Source organism: Marinobacter adhaerens HP15 (assembly GCF_000166295.1).
Classification (GTDB): Bacteria; Pseudomonadota; Gammaproteobacteria; order Pseudomonadales; family Oleiphilaceae; genus Marinobacter; species Marinobacter adhaerens.
Window position 1 is genome coordinate 1,160,909 of sequence record NC_017506.1, and the last position, 15,068, is coordinate 1,175,976.

10 protein-coding genes are annotated in these 15,068 nt (G+C 55.9%); 4 read left to right on the plus strand and 6 right to left on the minus strand.

Annotated elements, in window-relative coordinates; genetic code table 11:
* Window position 1: 1 nt before the first annotated feature.
* The 3 genes from HP15_RS05655 to HP15_RS05665 all read right to left on the minus strand — a co-directional run bounded on the left by HP15_RS05655 (window position 2) and on the right by HP15_RS05665 (window position 2,849).
* Complete coding sequence (locus tag HP15_RS05655; protein ID WP_014576598.1) at window positions 2–1,519, minus strand: inactive transglutaminase family protein; 1,518 nt, start codon at window positions 1,517–1,519, stop codon at window positions 2–4.
* Complete coding sequence (locus HP15_RS05660) at window positions 1,516–2,214, minus strand: ATP-dependent zinc protease family protein (protein WP_014576599.1); 699 nt, start codon at window positions 2,212–2,214, stop codon at window positions 1,516–1,518. The genes HP15_RS05655 and HP15_RS05660 overlap by 4 nt, the downstream gene beginning before the upstream one ends.
* Window positions 2,215–2,459: 245 nt before the next feature.
* Window positions 2,460–2,849, minus strand: a complete 390-nt coding sequence (locus HP15_RS05665) for a hypothetical protein (RefSeq protein ID WP_014576600.1) — start codon at window positions 2,847–2,849, stop codon at window positions 2,460–2,462.
* Window positions 2,850–3,135: 286 nt separating this feature from the next.
* On the opposite strand from HP15_RS05665, the gene rmuC reads away from it, so the two are divergent.
* Window positions 3,136–4,611, plus strand: coding sequence for a DNA recombination protein RmuC (gene rmuC / locus HP15_RS05670; RefSeq protein ID WP_014576601.1), 1,476 nt, complete (start codon window positions 3,136–3,138; stop codon window positions 4,609–4,611).
* 5 nt (window positions 4,612–4,616) lie between these two features.
* Complete coding sequence (locus HP15_RS05675) at window positions 4,617–5,471, plus strand: hypothetical protein (RefSeq protein ID WP_014576602.1); 855 nt, start codon at window positions 4,617–4,619, stop codon at window positions 5,469–5,471.
* Between the two features lies 1 nt (window position 5,472).
* Here the strand turns inward: HP15_RS05675 and HP15_RS05680 are convergent, their stop codons facing one another.
* A complete protein-coding gene (locus HP15_RS05680) occupies window positions 5,473–6,492 on the minus strand; it encodes an AraC family transcriptional regulator (protein WP_041645126.1) in 1,020 nt (339 codons plus the stop codon).
* Window positions 6,493–6,687: 195 nt separating this feature from the next.
* On the opposite strand from HP15_RS05680, the gene HP15_RS05685 reads away from it, so the two are divergent.
* Both HP15_RS05685 and HP15_RS05690 read left to right on the plus strand, forming a co-directional pair.
* Window positions 6,688–7,809 (plus strand): CaiB/BaiF CoA transferase family protein, encoded by a 1,122-nt coding sequence (locus HP15_RS05685; protein ID WP_041646155.1) that lies wholly within the window; start codon window positions 6,688–6,690, stop codon window positions 7,807–7,809.
* Window positions 7,810–7,926: 117 nt separating this feature from the next.
* On the plus strand, window positions 7,927–10,599 hold the full coding sequence (locus tag HP15_RS05690; protein ID WP_041645127.1) for a penicillin acylase family protein: 2,673 nt from the start codon (window positions 7,927–7,929) through the stop codon (window positions 10,597–10,599).
* 351 nt (window positions 10,600–10,950) lie between these two features.
* Here HP15_RS05690 and HP15_RS05695 read toward each other — a convergent pair whose 3' ends face one another.
* Both HP15_RS05695 and HP15_RS05700 read right to left on the minus strand, forming a co-directional pair.
* Window positions 10,951–13,815 (minus strand): MECDP-synthase, encoded by a 2,865-nt coding sequence (locus HP15_RS05695; protein WP_014576606.1) that lies wholly within the window; start codon window positions 13,813–13,815, stop codon window positions 10,951–10,953.
* 306 nt (window positions 13,816–14,121) lie between these two features.
* On the minus strand, window positions 14,122–14,895 hold the full coding sequence (locus HP15_RS05700; protein ID WP_014576607.1) for an enoyl-CoA hydratase: 774 nt from the start codon (window positions 14,893–14,895) through the stop codon (window positions 14,122–14,124).
* Window positions 14,896–15,068: the final 173 nt, after the last annotated feature.

Consider the following 15,068-nt stretch of genomic DNA (forward strand, 5'->3'; position numbering starts at 1 on the left):
ATCAGTCGTACGCCTTCATTGGCGTGAACCGTCGTAGCTCGCTGAGCTTGTAGCCGGTGTATTGGCCCATCAACAGGATCAGCCCGAGGATCACGAGGTGCAGCTCCGGGAAGTTGAAGGTCAGATGGCCAGCCAGAGGCGCGCTCATCAGCAGATAGGCGCAGATGGCCACGAACAGGCTGCCGGCACCCTGAACCATGACCTCGTGGGCGCCTTCTTCCTCCCAGAGGATGGACATGCGCTCGATCGTCCAGGCAATAATAACCATCGGGAAGAAAGTGACCGTCATGCCAGTGTTGAATCCCATCTGGTAACCGATAATGCTCAAGCCCGCGGTGATGAAAATAACCAGAATGATCAGGGCGGATATTCGAGATACCAGCAACAGGTTGAGACTGGACAGATAACCGCGCATGAGCAGACCTATGGCGACAACCGACAGGAAAGCAATCAGCCCGGGCACCAGAGTTGTCTGGACGAAGGCCACGGCGATGAGCACGGGCATGAAAGTGCCAGAGGTACGGATGCCGATGACGATCCGCATGAAGGCCACCATGAGTGCACCGAGTGGCAGCAACAGCAGCATCCGGAACATGCTTTGTTCTTCAATGGGCAGCTCATAGAAGCTCAGGAAACCGAGGCCGTTGGAGGCGGATTCCATGGTCGCCAGTTGCAGGGCCGGGACAGTTTGCCGGAGCATGGAGAAGCTCACTTCGGAGTTTTCCCCGCCCACGACATCCAGCAAAGAAGCAGAGCCCTGGCGCCAGAGCAACAGATCGTCAGGTACGCCCTGTTCAGCGGTTTTCGGGTTGAAGGTGAGCCACTGTTTGCCATTGTAGATTTGCAGGTAGGGCATCAGCTGTTGCCGCCTGCGCGCATCCTCAAGCCTGAGGCCGTCGGCTATCCTGGCAGCGATACCGCTATGGTTGAGCATATCGACCAGAAGGTCCAGGTAGTTCTCTTCCGAGACCAGCAGGGTGGTGTTCTGGGTGCGGGTGTCGGGCTGCATCAGCCGGATAAGCTCTCGGGTCATGCTTTCTGGAGTACTCGAACGGGCCCTGGCCTGGTCCAGTATTTCCTGAACGGCTGTGGCTTCGGGTTCCTCCCAAAAGGTCCTCGGTGTTTTCGGTTCCCGCACGGGAATTTCCGGTTGAGCGTTAGCGTCCGGAATAAACTGGGCTTTGAAGTACAGTGTCTGCGGTCCGGAGACTTCCCGCTTGCTCCATTCCGCCCGGCGGCTTCCCGAGCTGTAGATGATAGAGAAGCCGTAGCCAGGTGATGCAGCCTGCTCGGTAAGGATACGGAATCCCGGGGGTTGCTCGGGTATGTTGAGGCTGGCAAGCACTGATCCGTCGCCGGCGTCAAAATCGATTCGGGCCTCGACCATCCAGACAGGACGCTGCTCGCCTGTCAGCCAGGGGATGCCAAGCTCAATGTGTCTCCAGACAGCAAGCGAAATGCCCGCTGCGATGAGGAGAAAAACGGCAATATAAAACGGCAGGCGCGAGCGGGTGGTCACGATTCGTTCCCGTTGCTTTTGCGGATGGATTCAGGCAATTCGGTGGCGTACTCCTTGCCGACATCGACCAGCATTACGTCACGCAGAATATTGCGGCCGATCAGGACTTCGTAGGTCAGGTTTGTTCTGTCGGCAAGTGTGAACTCGGCTACCTGCCGATGGTCGCCAATAAAGAACTGGAGTTCGACAACAACACGGCGCTCAGCCTCGTCCGCGCTGGCCTGGATAACCCGGACACGACGGGAGATTTCTTTCTCCAGTGTCACGAACTTGTCGGCGCCGGGAACGGGTACATCAAACCGCACCCAGTTGCTGCCATCCCGCTCAAACCGGGTGATGTTGCGTGCGTCGATGGAGGAAGTTTCGGCGCCGCTGTCGATTCGAGCTTTGTAGATCAAGCCGGGGCCCGCGAGGTAGAAATTCTCTACCTCACCGACAATGACTTTCCCCTTGAGGCGATCAGCGCGGCCTTTTGAGTTGTCTGTTGCGGGGCACTGCTTCTGGACCTGAACGGGCGGACATTCGGGCTTTTCTACCTGGGTGGCGATCGCGTCCAGTATGGTTTGAGTCGATGAGCGGGTCTGGGCAACGGCTTGCTCGTGTCGAGTCGCTGCATTCTCTTCCATGGTAACGAGAGTCGCACGCTGGCTCTTGACGGATCCCTGAAGCTCATTGAGGTCTGTTTTGGGAACCATGAAATAACGGTCTGCCGAACATCCCGTCAGTGTGAGGATGCCTGCGAGTGCGATGAAGGAAGGTTTAGGCAGTCCAGCCCGAAAACATTTCAAACCCATGAATAACCCCTGAGCTGGCAGCCTGTCATACCCGAGTGGGAACGGTGATGACTGTCTGTGCATGTGAAACCGGATAAGAACGGAATGGAAGTATACAACATCCAACCTGTGTGGTTGATTTACAGATGGTTAAGGGGCAGTAGTGTTTACCGTGACAGGAAATGTCCTTCACCGAGCACGGTTTCAGCACGCAGGTATTCCTGAATCACGGGGGAGCAATTGAGGTAGAAAAGCAGCAGTTCGCGCTGCACATCCTGATCCTGAATTCGGGCGGCAAAACTGATCAGCTCCCGGATGTTCTCGTCGCTTTCGGCACTGCTGGAAGGCATCCCGAAACTCTTTCCGTACCGGGTTTTAAGCAGGCTGGTGAGGCGCTCGAGGTGAAACTCGCCAGTGTGGGTAATGTGCGGCAGGATTCTGAATGCTTCCTTGTTGCCGGATGCGCCTGTCCCGAACAATCCGGATTGGCTGTCCTGACTGGAGCCGTCATCGTGGAGAAACTCCGCCCCCAGCTTTCGCCACAATTCTTTCAGCATGATCTGTTATCCATTTCTGATCCCGTCCGTGCCCGTCATACGGTTACCAAAGGGTAATAACCACTTGGCGGGTGAACATTTTACCCTTTTAGACGATATTACGTTGGGCGTCCAGAGCTAGATGCCCGGGCTTCGAATTATTGCCAAACAGTCGTGGTCCTTACTGGCAGCACCAGTCAACTTGACGGTGCGCCGGGCAAAAGGTTCCCTGCGTGGGTTAGACTGTGTTCAAGCAGAATCGTACCGATCATTCATCTGAAAAGAGTTTTAATGGGAGTATTGCCAGGTGCCTGAAGCCATCATGGAACAGATGTTGTCCCGTCCTGATCTGATGGCGGCGCTGATGGTTGTTTTGATTCTTCTGGTCGTTCTGAAAGGGCTTCGGGGCAGGAATGGTCGACTTGAGCAGGACGTCGAACATTGGAGGCAGCATGCCGCAAGCCTCGAGAACCGACTGGCCGGGCTTGAGTCGGAGCTGGAGAGCCGGAAAGAGCGCTTTGCGCAGGTGGAAAGCGAACGTCAGACCCTGAGGGCAAAGGCGGAAGAGCTGTCCGAAGCGCTGGGTGAGGCCCGCATGTCGCTCCGGGAGCAGGAAGTGACAATTGATAAGGAGCGCCGGTCAGCCAGTGAGAAGCTGGAGCTGCTTGAGCGTAACCGTGACGCCCTGAAGCAGGAGTTTGAAAACCTTGCCAACAAGATTTTCGAGCAGAAGAGCGAGCGTTTCAGCCAGCAGACACGAACCAGCCTGGATACCCTGCTTAATCCGTTCAGGGATCAGCTGCAGGACTTTCGAAAGCGCGTCGAGGACGTGTACACCAATGAAACCCGGGACCGTCAGGCCCTGCGCAGTGAGATCAAATCACTACAGGACCTGAACCGACAGATCACTGAAGAAGCCGCCAATCTGACCCGCGCACTGAAGGGTGACAAGAAAATCCAGGGCAACTGGGGTGAGCTGATTCTCGAGCGTGTACTGGAAAAGTCCGGCCTTCGTAAGGGCGTTGAATACGACACCCAGGGCAGTTATCGGGACAGCGATAATCAGCTGTATCGGCCGGATGTCATCGTGCATCTGCCAGACAACCGTAACCTGATCATTGATTCCAAGGTGTCGTTGGTGGCTTATCAGCAGTGGGTCACGGAAGACGAGGATTCCGTGGTCAGGGAAGAGGCTTTGAAACAGCATGTTGAGGCCGTTCGAAATCACATCCGTACGTTGAGTGAAAAAGACTACAGCCAACTGCATGGCCTTCATTCGCCGGATTTCGTGCTTTTGTTCATGCCAATCGAGCCTGCCTTTGTGGCGGCGTTTCAACAGGACGAGAACCTTTTCGCAGAAGCCTTTGAGCGAAAGATTATTGTGGTAACTCCAACAACCTTGTTGGCAACATTGAGAACAATCGAAAACATCTGGCGTTATGAGCGTCAGAGCCAGAATGCCCGACGAATCGCCGAGCGGGCAGGCGCGGTTTATGACAAACTCAGGGTGTTCGTGGAAGCGATGGAACGCCTTGGCACCCAGTTGCATACCGCCCAGGGAACCTACGACTCGGCCATGAACACCCTGACCCGCGGGCGGGGTAACCTGATCTCGCAGGCCAATCGCTTTGTTGAGCTGGGTGTTCGGGTCAAGAAAGAATTGCCCAAGGGGATCATGGATCAGGCGGAAGTGGACGATTCCGACGAATTCCTTCATTCCGGGGACGACGACCGGCCTGATTCTGAGGAGCAGGCGATTGGTGCAGATAACGAGCAGGAGTAGATGCCATGGCAGTATTATTTGGAACAGGTCGCTGTTTTGTCCTGGGGGCCGCCCTGGCTTCGGTGCTCCTGGCGGGGCAGGCGCTGGCGCTGGCGCCCGAACATGAAACCCGCAGGCTGATGCTGGCTACGGAAGAGGCCGTTGTTGCAGAGAACTGGGGGGAGGCTGCGGAATACCTCAACCGGTTGCAGCAACTGGAGGGGGAAAAGCCGGAAGACTACTATTTTTATCGGGGCCGCGTGATGCTCCAGTCCTCCCATCTGAACGAGGCCCAGTCGGCCCTTGAGACCTATGTAAGCCGTGCCGGTGCGGAGGGTGCCCACTATCAGGAGTCCCTTCAGCTGATCACCTCTATCGAGAAGACCAGGCGACAGAACGCTGTCGCACCACAGGCTGCTGGCGAAAGCGAACCGGTTGCAATTATTGAACCAGCGGGTGAGGGCCGGGTTGAGTCACTGCGCAAGCTCTATCTGGCGGATTCAGACCGTGAAGCCTTGACCCTTCATATCAACAGCCTTCTTGAACTCGCAGGCTGGCGCCGTGATCAGGCAGTGGTGCGGCTGGACCGGCCGGCAGATGTGGAATATCGCCTGGGAACCCAGGGAGACGAGATTCAGGTGCAGGAAATCAGGCGAGCCGAAGATGGCCGTATACTGAGGAGCACCGAGCCGATGTCGGTGTTTGGCATTAACCCCCAGGTTGAGTGGCGTTGTGAAGCCGCTGTTTCGACCTGCTGGGTTTACGATCCAAGGGATGGCTCCCGCCTGCTTCAACTGGCCGCGAACCGTGAGCGGGTTCAGGAGATTGCTGAGACGCTGGGGCAGTTGATCCGGACACTTCAGCTACCGTCCGGATCCTGATTCAATCAGGGAGGTTGCCTCGTTCGCCCTCCCGGTATGCGCCGGGCGTCACCCCCGTCCACTTCTTGAAAGCCCTGTGGAAGGTTGAGGGCTCGGTGAAGCCAACCTTGGCCGCGATGTCGTTGATGGGCAGGTCCTGCCGGCTCAGGTAGTAAATCGCCATATCCCGCCGTAGCAGGTCCTTGATTTCCTGAAACGAGGTGTTTTCCTGCTTCAGCCGGCGACGCAGCGTTTGCGGGCTGGTATGCAGCTCTGCGGCAATCCATTCGAAATCCGGTAACGGCTTTGAGAAATCTCGCCCGATCAGCGCACGAATCCGCCCCGTAAAGGTGTTGCTCTCGTCAGGCCGGGACAGCAGGTCTGCGGGCGACGTCTTCAGGAATTGCCGCATCTCCGGCTTGTCGCGGATAACTGGCGCAGACAAGAAGCGTTTGTCGAAGGTGAGGGCAATCCTGTCGGATTCGAATGCCAGGGGGCAGTGGAAAATGTGCCGATATTCGTCGCCGTGGGGCGGCCGGGGGTAATCGAATTCGGCCTTTTCCAGTTCTATGGGTTGCCCGATGAGCCAGCTGCCCAAGCGATGCCAGATTACGAGGATGCTTTCCCTCAAGAAGAAACTGGGATCGTTAATTTCGCCTTCCATCCGCGCCACCAGTCGGGCTTTGTCCTCGCCGATTTCGAGCTCCATCGACACCATGGGCTCGAAGAGCCGGGAAAACTGGAAGGCTTGCCGGTACACCGATTCCAAGTTGGGGCAGTCAATCACCAGCGCACACATGGTTGCGAAGGTGCCTGTCCGGGCCCGCCGGGGCCCAAGCCCCATGAACTCGTCCCCCATCCGGTTCCAGAGTACCTGCATAAGATGGCTGAACTGGTCGCTGCTGACCCGGGCCATCTCGATACGCAGGAGATCGGGCGAGATTCCTGCCTCCCGGAGCATTTCCCGGGTATCAAAACCAAGTCTTTCAGCACCCCCCAGCGCAGCCTGAACAAAGTGCTTTGAAACCGTCAGATCGGACATCACGCTCGCCATTCCATAAAAACGAAACCCATCATAAAACCCCGGCAGAACAATGCAACCGAAGCCGTCCGGACAGGCTGGTAGAAACGGCCAATCGGAATGACGGAACCGGCAGTTGGCCCCGTTGGCAAAACCGGGCAGCATGAAGGAAACGAATGCTATTCGGACAACTCTCACAATAAAAAGGAGATCATCATGGCGGGTCCTCTGACTTCGCTGAAAGTTCTGGACTTCAGTACCTTGTTGCCCGGTCCCTACGCCACCATGCTGCTGGCCGACATGGGGGCAGATGTATTGCGTGTGGAAGCACCGGACCGGGTGGATCTGACACGGGTGATGCCGCCCCATGATGCGGGGGTGAGCACGGCTCATGGTTTTCTGAATCGAGGCAAGAAGTCGCTCGGTCTCAACCTCAAAGAGCCGGGGAGCCGGGAAAAAGTCCTGGAGCTGGTCAAAGACCACGACATTGTTATCGAGCAGTTTCGCCCGGGAGTGATGGACCGGCTAGGCATTGGCTACGAGGCCCTCAAGGCAGTAAATCCTCGTCTCATCTATTGCTCCATTACCGGTTACGGCCAGACCGGCCCCTACAAGGACCGCGCGGGCCATGACATCAATTATCTCTCCCTGGCGGGCGTCAGCAGCCACTGCGGCCGAGCCGACAGCGGGCCGCCACCAATGGGTATACAGATTGCAGATGTCGCTGGTGGTTCTCACCATGCCGTGATGGGCATCCTGGCTGCGGTAATTCACCGGCAACAAACCGGAGAAGGGCAGTTTGTTGATATCAGCATGACAGATGCCGCGTTCGCGCTGAACGCCATGGCTGGGGCGGCCTGCCTCGCCGGAGGCCAGGAACAGAAGCCGGAACGCGCGTTGCTGAACGGCGGCTCCTTTTACGACTACTACCAGACGCGCGACGGTCGCTGGCTTTCAGTTGGCAGTCTCGAGCCGCAGTTCGCTTCCCGCTTGTTCCACACCCTCGGGATCTCTGAGGTAACCAGCCTCGCCATGAGCCAGAATCCTGAGCATCAGCAACACCTTAAAGCGGTTCTGAAAGAAAAGATTGCAGAGAAACCCCTGGCGGAGTGGCAGGAGATTTTTGCCGACGAGGATGCCTGCGTGGAGCCGGTTCTGACCATTTCGGAGGCCGCCGAGCACCCACAGCTGAAGGCCAGGGACATGGTGATTGGTGTTGATAGAGGGGATGGCACTCAACAACCGCAGATCGGATTCCCGATCAAGTTCGAGAAAACGCCATCGGAAACGTCCCGGATCGGGAAAATGCTCGGAGCTGATAACGATCGGTTTCTTTAGAAGAAAATAACGTGAATAAGTGTTCAGTTTTGTCTGGCTGAAAAGGAGGGCTCTGCTAGTTTTATAAATGTCACCGGAAACGGTGGAACCGTAGTGAACAAATACAAGGAATACACTATGAAGCTCAGGAAAACCCCGAGTGGCAAACATGCCCTCAGTCTAACTGTCGCGCTGCTTGGCAGTACTTTGCTGGCAGGTTGTTTTGATAGCGATAACGACTCTTCCGGCCCCTCACAGGCTGAGGTGGATCCTAACCTTTTTCCGTCTGATGGTCAGCTAGAGGCGACCATCCGTCGAACTACGGGCGGCGTGCCTCATATCGTCGCTGACGACCTGAAATCTGCGGCTTTCGGACATGGCTATGCGCAGGCGCAGGACAATGTTTGTATGCTGGCTGAGGCGGTTGTGAAGGCCCGAAGCGAGAGAGCGAAGTACTTTGGGCCTGGACCGGATGCGGGATTTGGTGTCGGTATCAATATAGTCAATGACTTTAGTTACAAGGCTCAGCAGATATACGCCGGCGCAGAGGCCGAGTTCCCCACGCTGAGCCCTGAGAGTCGAGCGCTGATTGAAGGCTTTACAGAGGGGTACAACCGGTACGTCAACGAAACCGATGCCTCTCAGTTCCCTGTAGAATGTGCGGATCAGGATTGGGTTAAACCGATAACGCCGGTGGATTTGCTGGCTCATTATCGCATTGTTGGTCAGTACGCCAGCGGTGCGCTGTTTGCCACAGGGGCGGTTTTCCTCGCAGTTCCTCCGGGAGAGACTCCGGCACCGACACCGGTAAGTTCGGTGACCAATGTTGATGAGGTTAATCAGCTTCTCAAGAACGTTGTGGCAACTGCAGAGGCTGGCGCGAAATCACAGACCAATTTCGCGGATATGGGCCTTGCCAGTAACGCGTGGGGTATTGGTAGCGAGTTGACCGAGCAGGGCCGTGGCGCTCTCTTGGCAAACCCGCACTTTCCATACACAGGCCATCGCCGGCTTTATGAAGTCCAGATGACTGTTCCAGGTTACCTGAACGTCCACGGCGCTGGACTGCTTGGTACGGCGATTCCTCTGATCAATTTTAATGAGAATCTTGCCTGGTCTCACACAGTAACAACCAGCCGTCGTTTTACCTGGTATGAGCTGGTACTCAAGGACGACGGAGAGTTTCTCACTTATGTGAAAGACGGAGTGGAAAAGCCGATCACCTCTGAGACCTATCAGATTGAGGTCGATATGGGGATGGCTCAACCTGTGGTTCTGGAGAGAACGTTCTACTTCTCCGAGTACGGCCCGATGATCGCCGCGAACGCTGTCAGTAATCAGCTGCCATCCTGGGGTGACAACGGTGCGTTGAATACCTCCTCAATGGTGGCTCACACCTATCGTGATGCCAATGCCAACACTGGTGGTCTTCTGGACACCTGGTTGGGTATGAGTCGAGCCAGTAATCTTGAGGAGTTCCAGGGTGTCTTCCAGAACTGTGGTTCCACCCTCTGGACCAATACCACCTATGCGGATGATCAGGGCAATGCGTTCTACATCGACAGCAGCTCGGTACCGAACCTTTCCGAGAAAGCCATTGCGCTCGTGAATTTCAGAAGGGCAGGCAGTGCAGCATACGCTGGCCTCTTTGACCAGGGCGTTACGTTGCTCGACGGCAGACTCTCCCAGGAGGACTGGGTGGAGACCGCTTGTGGTCCTTTGGTGCCTTATGACCAGAAGCCAAAACTGGTTAGATCGGATTGGGTACAGAACTCCAACAGCAGCTACTGGTCAACCAATCCGGACGAGTTCCTGACAGGCTTCTCACCTCTGTTTGGTGATGAAAAAGCCCCTATCAATGCTCGGACGCGTCTGGGCATCAAGATGCTTCAGAATCTGATGGATCCTGGCTTTCCGGATGCGCCGCTTCCAGCCGGACAGGACGGAAAGTTCAGTGCAGAAGAGTTGATCGGCGTAATCTGGAACAACCGGGCCTGGTATGCAGAACAGTTCCTGCCGGAGCTTTTGCAGCGTTGTGATGCGATTGGTAGTACGGCAGTTAATGGCGTCGATCTGTCTTCCTGGTGCCAATCTCTGAGCACTTGGGATGGCCTGTACAATCGGGACAGCGTGGGCGCTCATATTTTCCGGGTGTTCATGGCGAATTATCGTAATGATCTGGATTCAGATCTGACAACGCCGTTTAGCCCGGCTGACCCTGTAGGCACACCGGCGGATCCTTCCGACGAGAATGCAGGTACAGCGAGCGACACGATGCTTCTGGCGCTTGCTGATGGTGTGAGTGCTTTGCAGTCTCAGGGAATTTTGCCGACTGATGCATTGGGCGACCTGCAATATTACCGCGCTTCCGGTGGTGTGGTTCCCGGTTCCGGTGGGACTCCCGTTTTCCAGACCCAGCCAATTCCCTGGCACGGCGGTGACGGCAGCATTGACGGGGCTTTCAATGCGATCGGTGTGGTGACAGATCCGTTCCTGGAGGATACCCGGTTCCCGCGGATTGCACCTTCAACCATCGATAACACAGCAGGGCTATCAGACGGCTCTGATGGCATCGACGGTTGGCTGATGGCCAGGGGTACTAGCTGGCACTTCGGGTTGGAATTTACGGACAATGGCCCGGAGGCTTATGGCCTCGTGAGTTATTCCCAGTCTACAGATGCCATGTCACCATTCTTCAGTGATCAGAGCGAGCAGTATTCCAACAAGGACTACCGCCAGTTGTTCTTTACTGAGGAAGATATTCAGGCAAACCTGTTGCCGCAGGGTGAGACTGTTATTTCTTCAGATTAAGACTTAAACCAGAATGAAAACGCCGCGCTCTGACGAGTGCGGCGTTTTTTGTTGCTCTTAGTCATGCCGTTGAGTTCAATTAAGAGCGCGATCTAACCACTTGTAAAGCGAGCAAGTCCCTGCTTTCTAGCCACCTTTCCTCCGCTACACGCCTGTTCCTCTGGCTATCTGGGCGCCGTCAAACATCTTCAGAATTTATGGTTGTCCCAACAATGTCTGCGGCTGCATTGCTGCAAGAGCTCTGGGGGGGTGGAGGCTCTTCGATGTGTTGATGGTTCGTCTCTGACCCATGTGGGGGCTCGCCAAAAAAAAGCCCCGGCGATGCCGGGGCTTGTAGGCAGAAGCTAGTCCTTACGGAGCAGCCTGTTCGTCCTGATCGAGTGCGTTCGCCAGAGTAGGACTGGTTCCGAGAGCATCAATGTTGCTCGGTGTTGCCGGCACGGACAGACCGCTTAAGGCCCGGGCGGTCTGGGTCACCATCACGCTGAAGGCGGCGCTGGTGTCTGCCGCACCTCCGCACGCTTCATTCGGAACGATTGGTGCGACAAAGGTTCCGTGATTGGCAGTTGTGCAAGGGTTGCTGCCATCGAAGAACACAGCCACTGGGGTGGGTGATCCTGAGGTGTCGCCCGCCTGCAGCAGGTTCAGGTCATTACCATCAGCGAGGTTGCTGCCTCCAGCGCCCAGATCAAGGAGTGCCATCAGAGGCTCAGTGCCTGTCAGCGGTGCAGAGAACGCCGGGCTGAGCGGATTGACGTTGGCTTCGTTGGGAACCGTGGTGTCGCCAACAACTTCTGTGACCAGAAGGTTGCTGGTAGAAGCACCAAGACCTTTCGCAAAGTTCACCGGATCGCCGGCATCTGAGATTGACTGGAAGACGTAGAAGAAGCTCTCGAAATCAGAGGTTCCCTGGGTGACACCGGCGTTAGCCAGCCCACCAAGAACTTGGCCGGAGAAGGCCGGAGAGTTCTCGATCAGGCGAGTAACTTGGCCGCTGGTGTTGTGCAACACGACCGAGTTAAGCGTCGGGAATGTGAAGTTCGAAAGAGGAACTCCGGCCTGCGCATACGTGCCGTTGAGAGTGGCGTTCAAGGTCGCGTCGTTTGCCAGAGAGGCAAAGACAGTTCCGGAGATGCCTCCAAGAGAGTGGCCAATAAAGTTCACCGGTACACCAGCCAGGTCGCCCGGTGCGAAGTCCTTATTGATATCAAAGGTCTGAATTGATGCCGCAACGTTAAGCAGATCGACAACGCCCTGACGCAGGTTGTCGCGACTGTTCATCATATTGAGCGGGTTGATAAACAGACTACCTGATGAGATATCGGCCAACGGCGCCTGAACCGGCTGTAGGGAGGCATTAGCGGTGTATCCGAAATGACGCTCACCAATGTAGTCAGCCGAAATCAGTGCGTTGAGCTGGGCAATGACTGCTGCTTGGTTTGGGTCATTGGGATCAAGAAGGTTGATAGCAGCTTCTACATCTGTGGTAAGTGCGTCCGCATCAAGAGCAGATAGTCCTGCTACAGTGCCCGTTGAAGCACCTGCGAGGCCGTGAAGTGGCTGGTCGATCGCCACGACAGTCTGACATGCGCTTTGTGCCAGAAGGATAGCGGGCAGCATGGAAACACTGCGATCTACCGTGATGCCGTGTTGGAAAATGGTTACTCCTTCGGGTTTCCCAGCTCCATTGGTTCCCGCGCATGCGGCCGGCTGAGCTGGGCTGCCATCGAGAACCGGGCTGAACACCACCACAGGGACAGTCGTGGTTGCATTCTGCTCTGGGAACGGGAAATACCCATTCACGTTCAGCGTGCCGTCAATGTCGCGAAGGAATGAGAAAACGGTCTGGCCGGGTGCCAGGTTCTCATTCAGATCCTCTTCCAGGCTTGTGCTTCCGCTCCAACTGCCAGTCACAATGCCAGCTCCGGTTTCACCCGGAAGTGACTGGAAGTACGGCAGAGCGATGGCACCTTCAGAAACCTGCACCTGCTGTGCAGCCTGCGCGATAGCATTGGTTGGGTCTGCTGCCAATGCCTGGATAGTAGCTAGATCAGTCGCCGGTTCAGCTGCGTTAAAGAAGGAGGGTCTGGGAACCGGCAAATGAAGCGTATCACCAATTTCTGCACCGATTGCTGCTTGCAGGTCACTTGGCTCTGTAAGAGGGCCGACAGTAGCTAGAGCGGTTATTGCTGCCAGCTCTTGGGCATCCAGGTCGCTTGGATCTATGTCGCCCGCTTGCAGGTCCGCAGCAAGCTGTGCAATTTCACCGAGTTTGGTGGTCAACTGAGAGAAATTGAGCGTCGGATAATTGTCTCTGACGGCTTTCAACTGAGCTGTAAAGCCGATTTTCTGACCCAACGCGTTTCCAAATGCGGCCGGCGCCATCATAGCGCGCAACACGTCGGTATCAGAATTGGTGGTAAAGGTATAGGCAAGTGCCGACTCTGGGGTGTCCTGAGGAATCGCCTGAGCGAGGAAACCGTTCGCCAGGGCGTCTGAGGCCTGCAGGATCGATTTCACGTTAGCTAGGGCTGGGTTGCCCAGTACACCATCGGCAAGATTTACGTCTTGAACAGACCGCTCAATTGGCTGTCCGTCAGCGCCAACGATGTTATTAGTTGCAATCACCAGATACTTCTGGCCCTCGGCGAGAGGCTCAAGAGGTACGATTCGAATTGCGTTATCGCTGCCGCCGTCAACGCTCACCACATCAGCGCGGAAGTTGGGAATTGCAGCAAGATCAAACGGGTTTGACTGGATAATGCCGGATGGATTGGTATTCGGCAGAGCCTCAGGAACGCCCTCTACGGCGTCTGCCACATTGACTGGCAGCAGGAATACTGTGGCGCCGGCCTGAACGGATACAGGATTCAGGGATCCGTCAAACTTCAGTGTGAACGCGCCGGAGGTAGAGAAACCGGAAAGATCGTTAACCGCATCATCGGCCGGAGAAGTGCCGCCAGAGAGACCTGTAAAGTCATAGTTGGCGCTCTGGGTGGCACCCAGCAACAGGATTAGGTCAGAGTTGATTGGGAACTTTGGCTCTGCGGCGATCGGGTTCGGATCGTAAATTGGGCGGACGATTGATTTATCAATCGTCGTATCTTCAATTAAATATTCCGGATTAGCATTCGCCCCCGTCTCGCCGCTATCAAAGCAGCCTGTAAGTCCAACGGAAGACGCCACGGCAAGACTTATTAGAGTTTTCTTGAACATGGGTGGAACCTTTTCCTGTTGTTGTGTCGTTATGTTCGGCAGCTGACGGGGCCGGTCTGATCCGGTAAGCCCGTTGTCAGTGGCCTGTTCTGCTTAAACTGTTGTCTGAAATTGTAGCCAGCGCTGTAAGCCAATTTCTGTATCTCTGACTATAGCGACAGTATGGCAAGTGTTGATCAGCCAAAAGTGTGATTCTTCTGGATTGAATCCTCCCCGCACAGTTGGAGTTCGGCCTTTGAGAAAAATAGTTGCCGGATAACGGTTTGTCGAGGTCCGGCAACAGGGAAATTGAGGCGCAGTCGAGGTTTACTCGAAGCGCGAGAAATCCGGTGCGCGTTTTTCCATGAAGGCCCGGAAGGCTTCGGCGGCTTCCGGGGATTTCAGACGCTCTGCAAACAGCTGTCCCTCCTCCAGCATGGTTTCCCGGAGTGCTTCAATGGTTGGCTTGTTTAGAAGCGCTTTGGTGGCTCGAATCGCCGCCGGGGCTTTTTCAGTGAGCCTCTGGCAGGCTTCAAAGGCATTGGCATCGGTCTGCTCAGGTTCGCAAACCCGGTTGATCAGGCCAAGCCGAAGAGCTTCTTCCGCGGAGAAGGCACCACCAAGCATCAGCAGCTCCGCGGAGCGCACCCGCCCAATCCAGGAGGGAAGTAGCAGGCTGGAGCCACCTTCAGGGCACAGGCCGAGGCTGGCAAAGGGCATCTGGAATGCCGTGTTGTTGCCGGCGAATACCAGATCGCAGTGCAGCAACATGGTGGTTCCAATGCCGACTGCCGCGCCATTGACCGACGCCACCACGGGTTTGGTTGCACTGGCCAGTAACAAAAGAAAGCGGCCTACGGGCGTTTGTTCGAAATCACCGGGCAAGCCGGCGGCAAATTCGCCCAGGTCGTTGCCGGCGGTGAAACACTCGCTGCTGCCGGTAAAGAGTACGCACCGGATGTTGGCATCATCCCTGGCTTGTTCCAGAGCATCGCCCATGGCGGTGTACATGGCGTGGGTGAGGGCGTTCTTGCGCTCTGGCCGGTTCAGCCGAACGATGAGAATCCGGGCTTTGATTTCGGTGAGGACGAGGTCAGTCACGGTGGCTCCTGGGGTGTTATTCTAGTTTGGTTAGGATGGTACCTTTTTCCTGTGCCGTTTTTCACGGCTTTTTATGACTGCTTCGCCATCTGTCGAATCACTCGCCAAAGCGATTTTCTGGTAAACTTTCGCATCCCGATTTTTGATGACACGACATAACGATATCAAGCTGA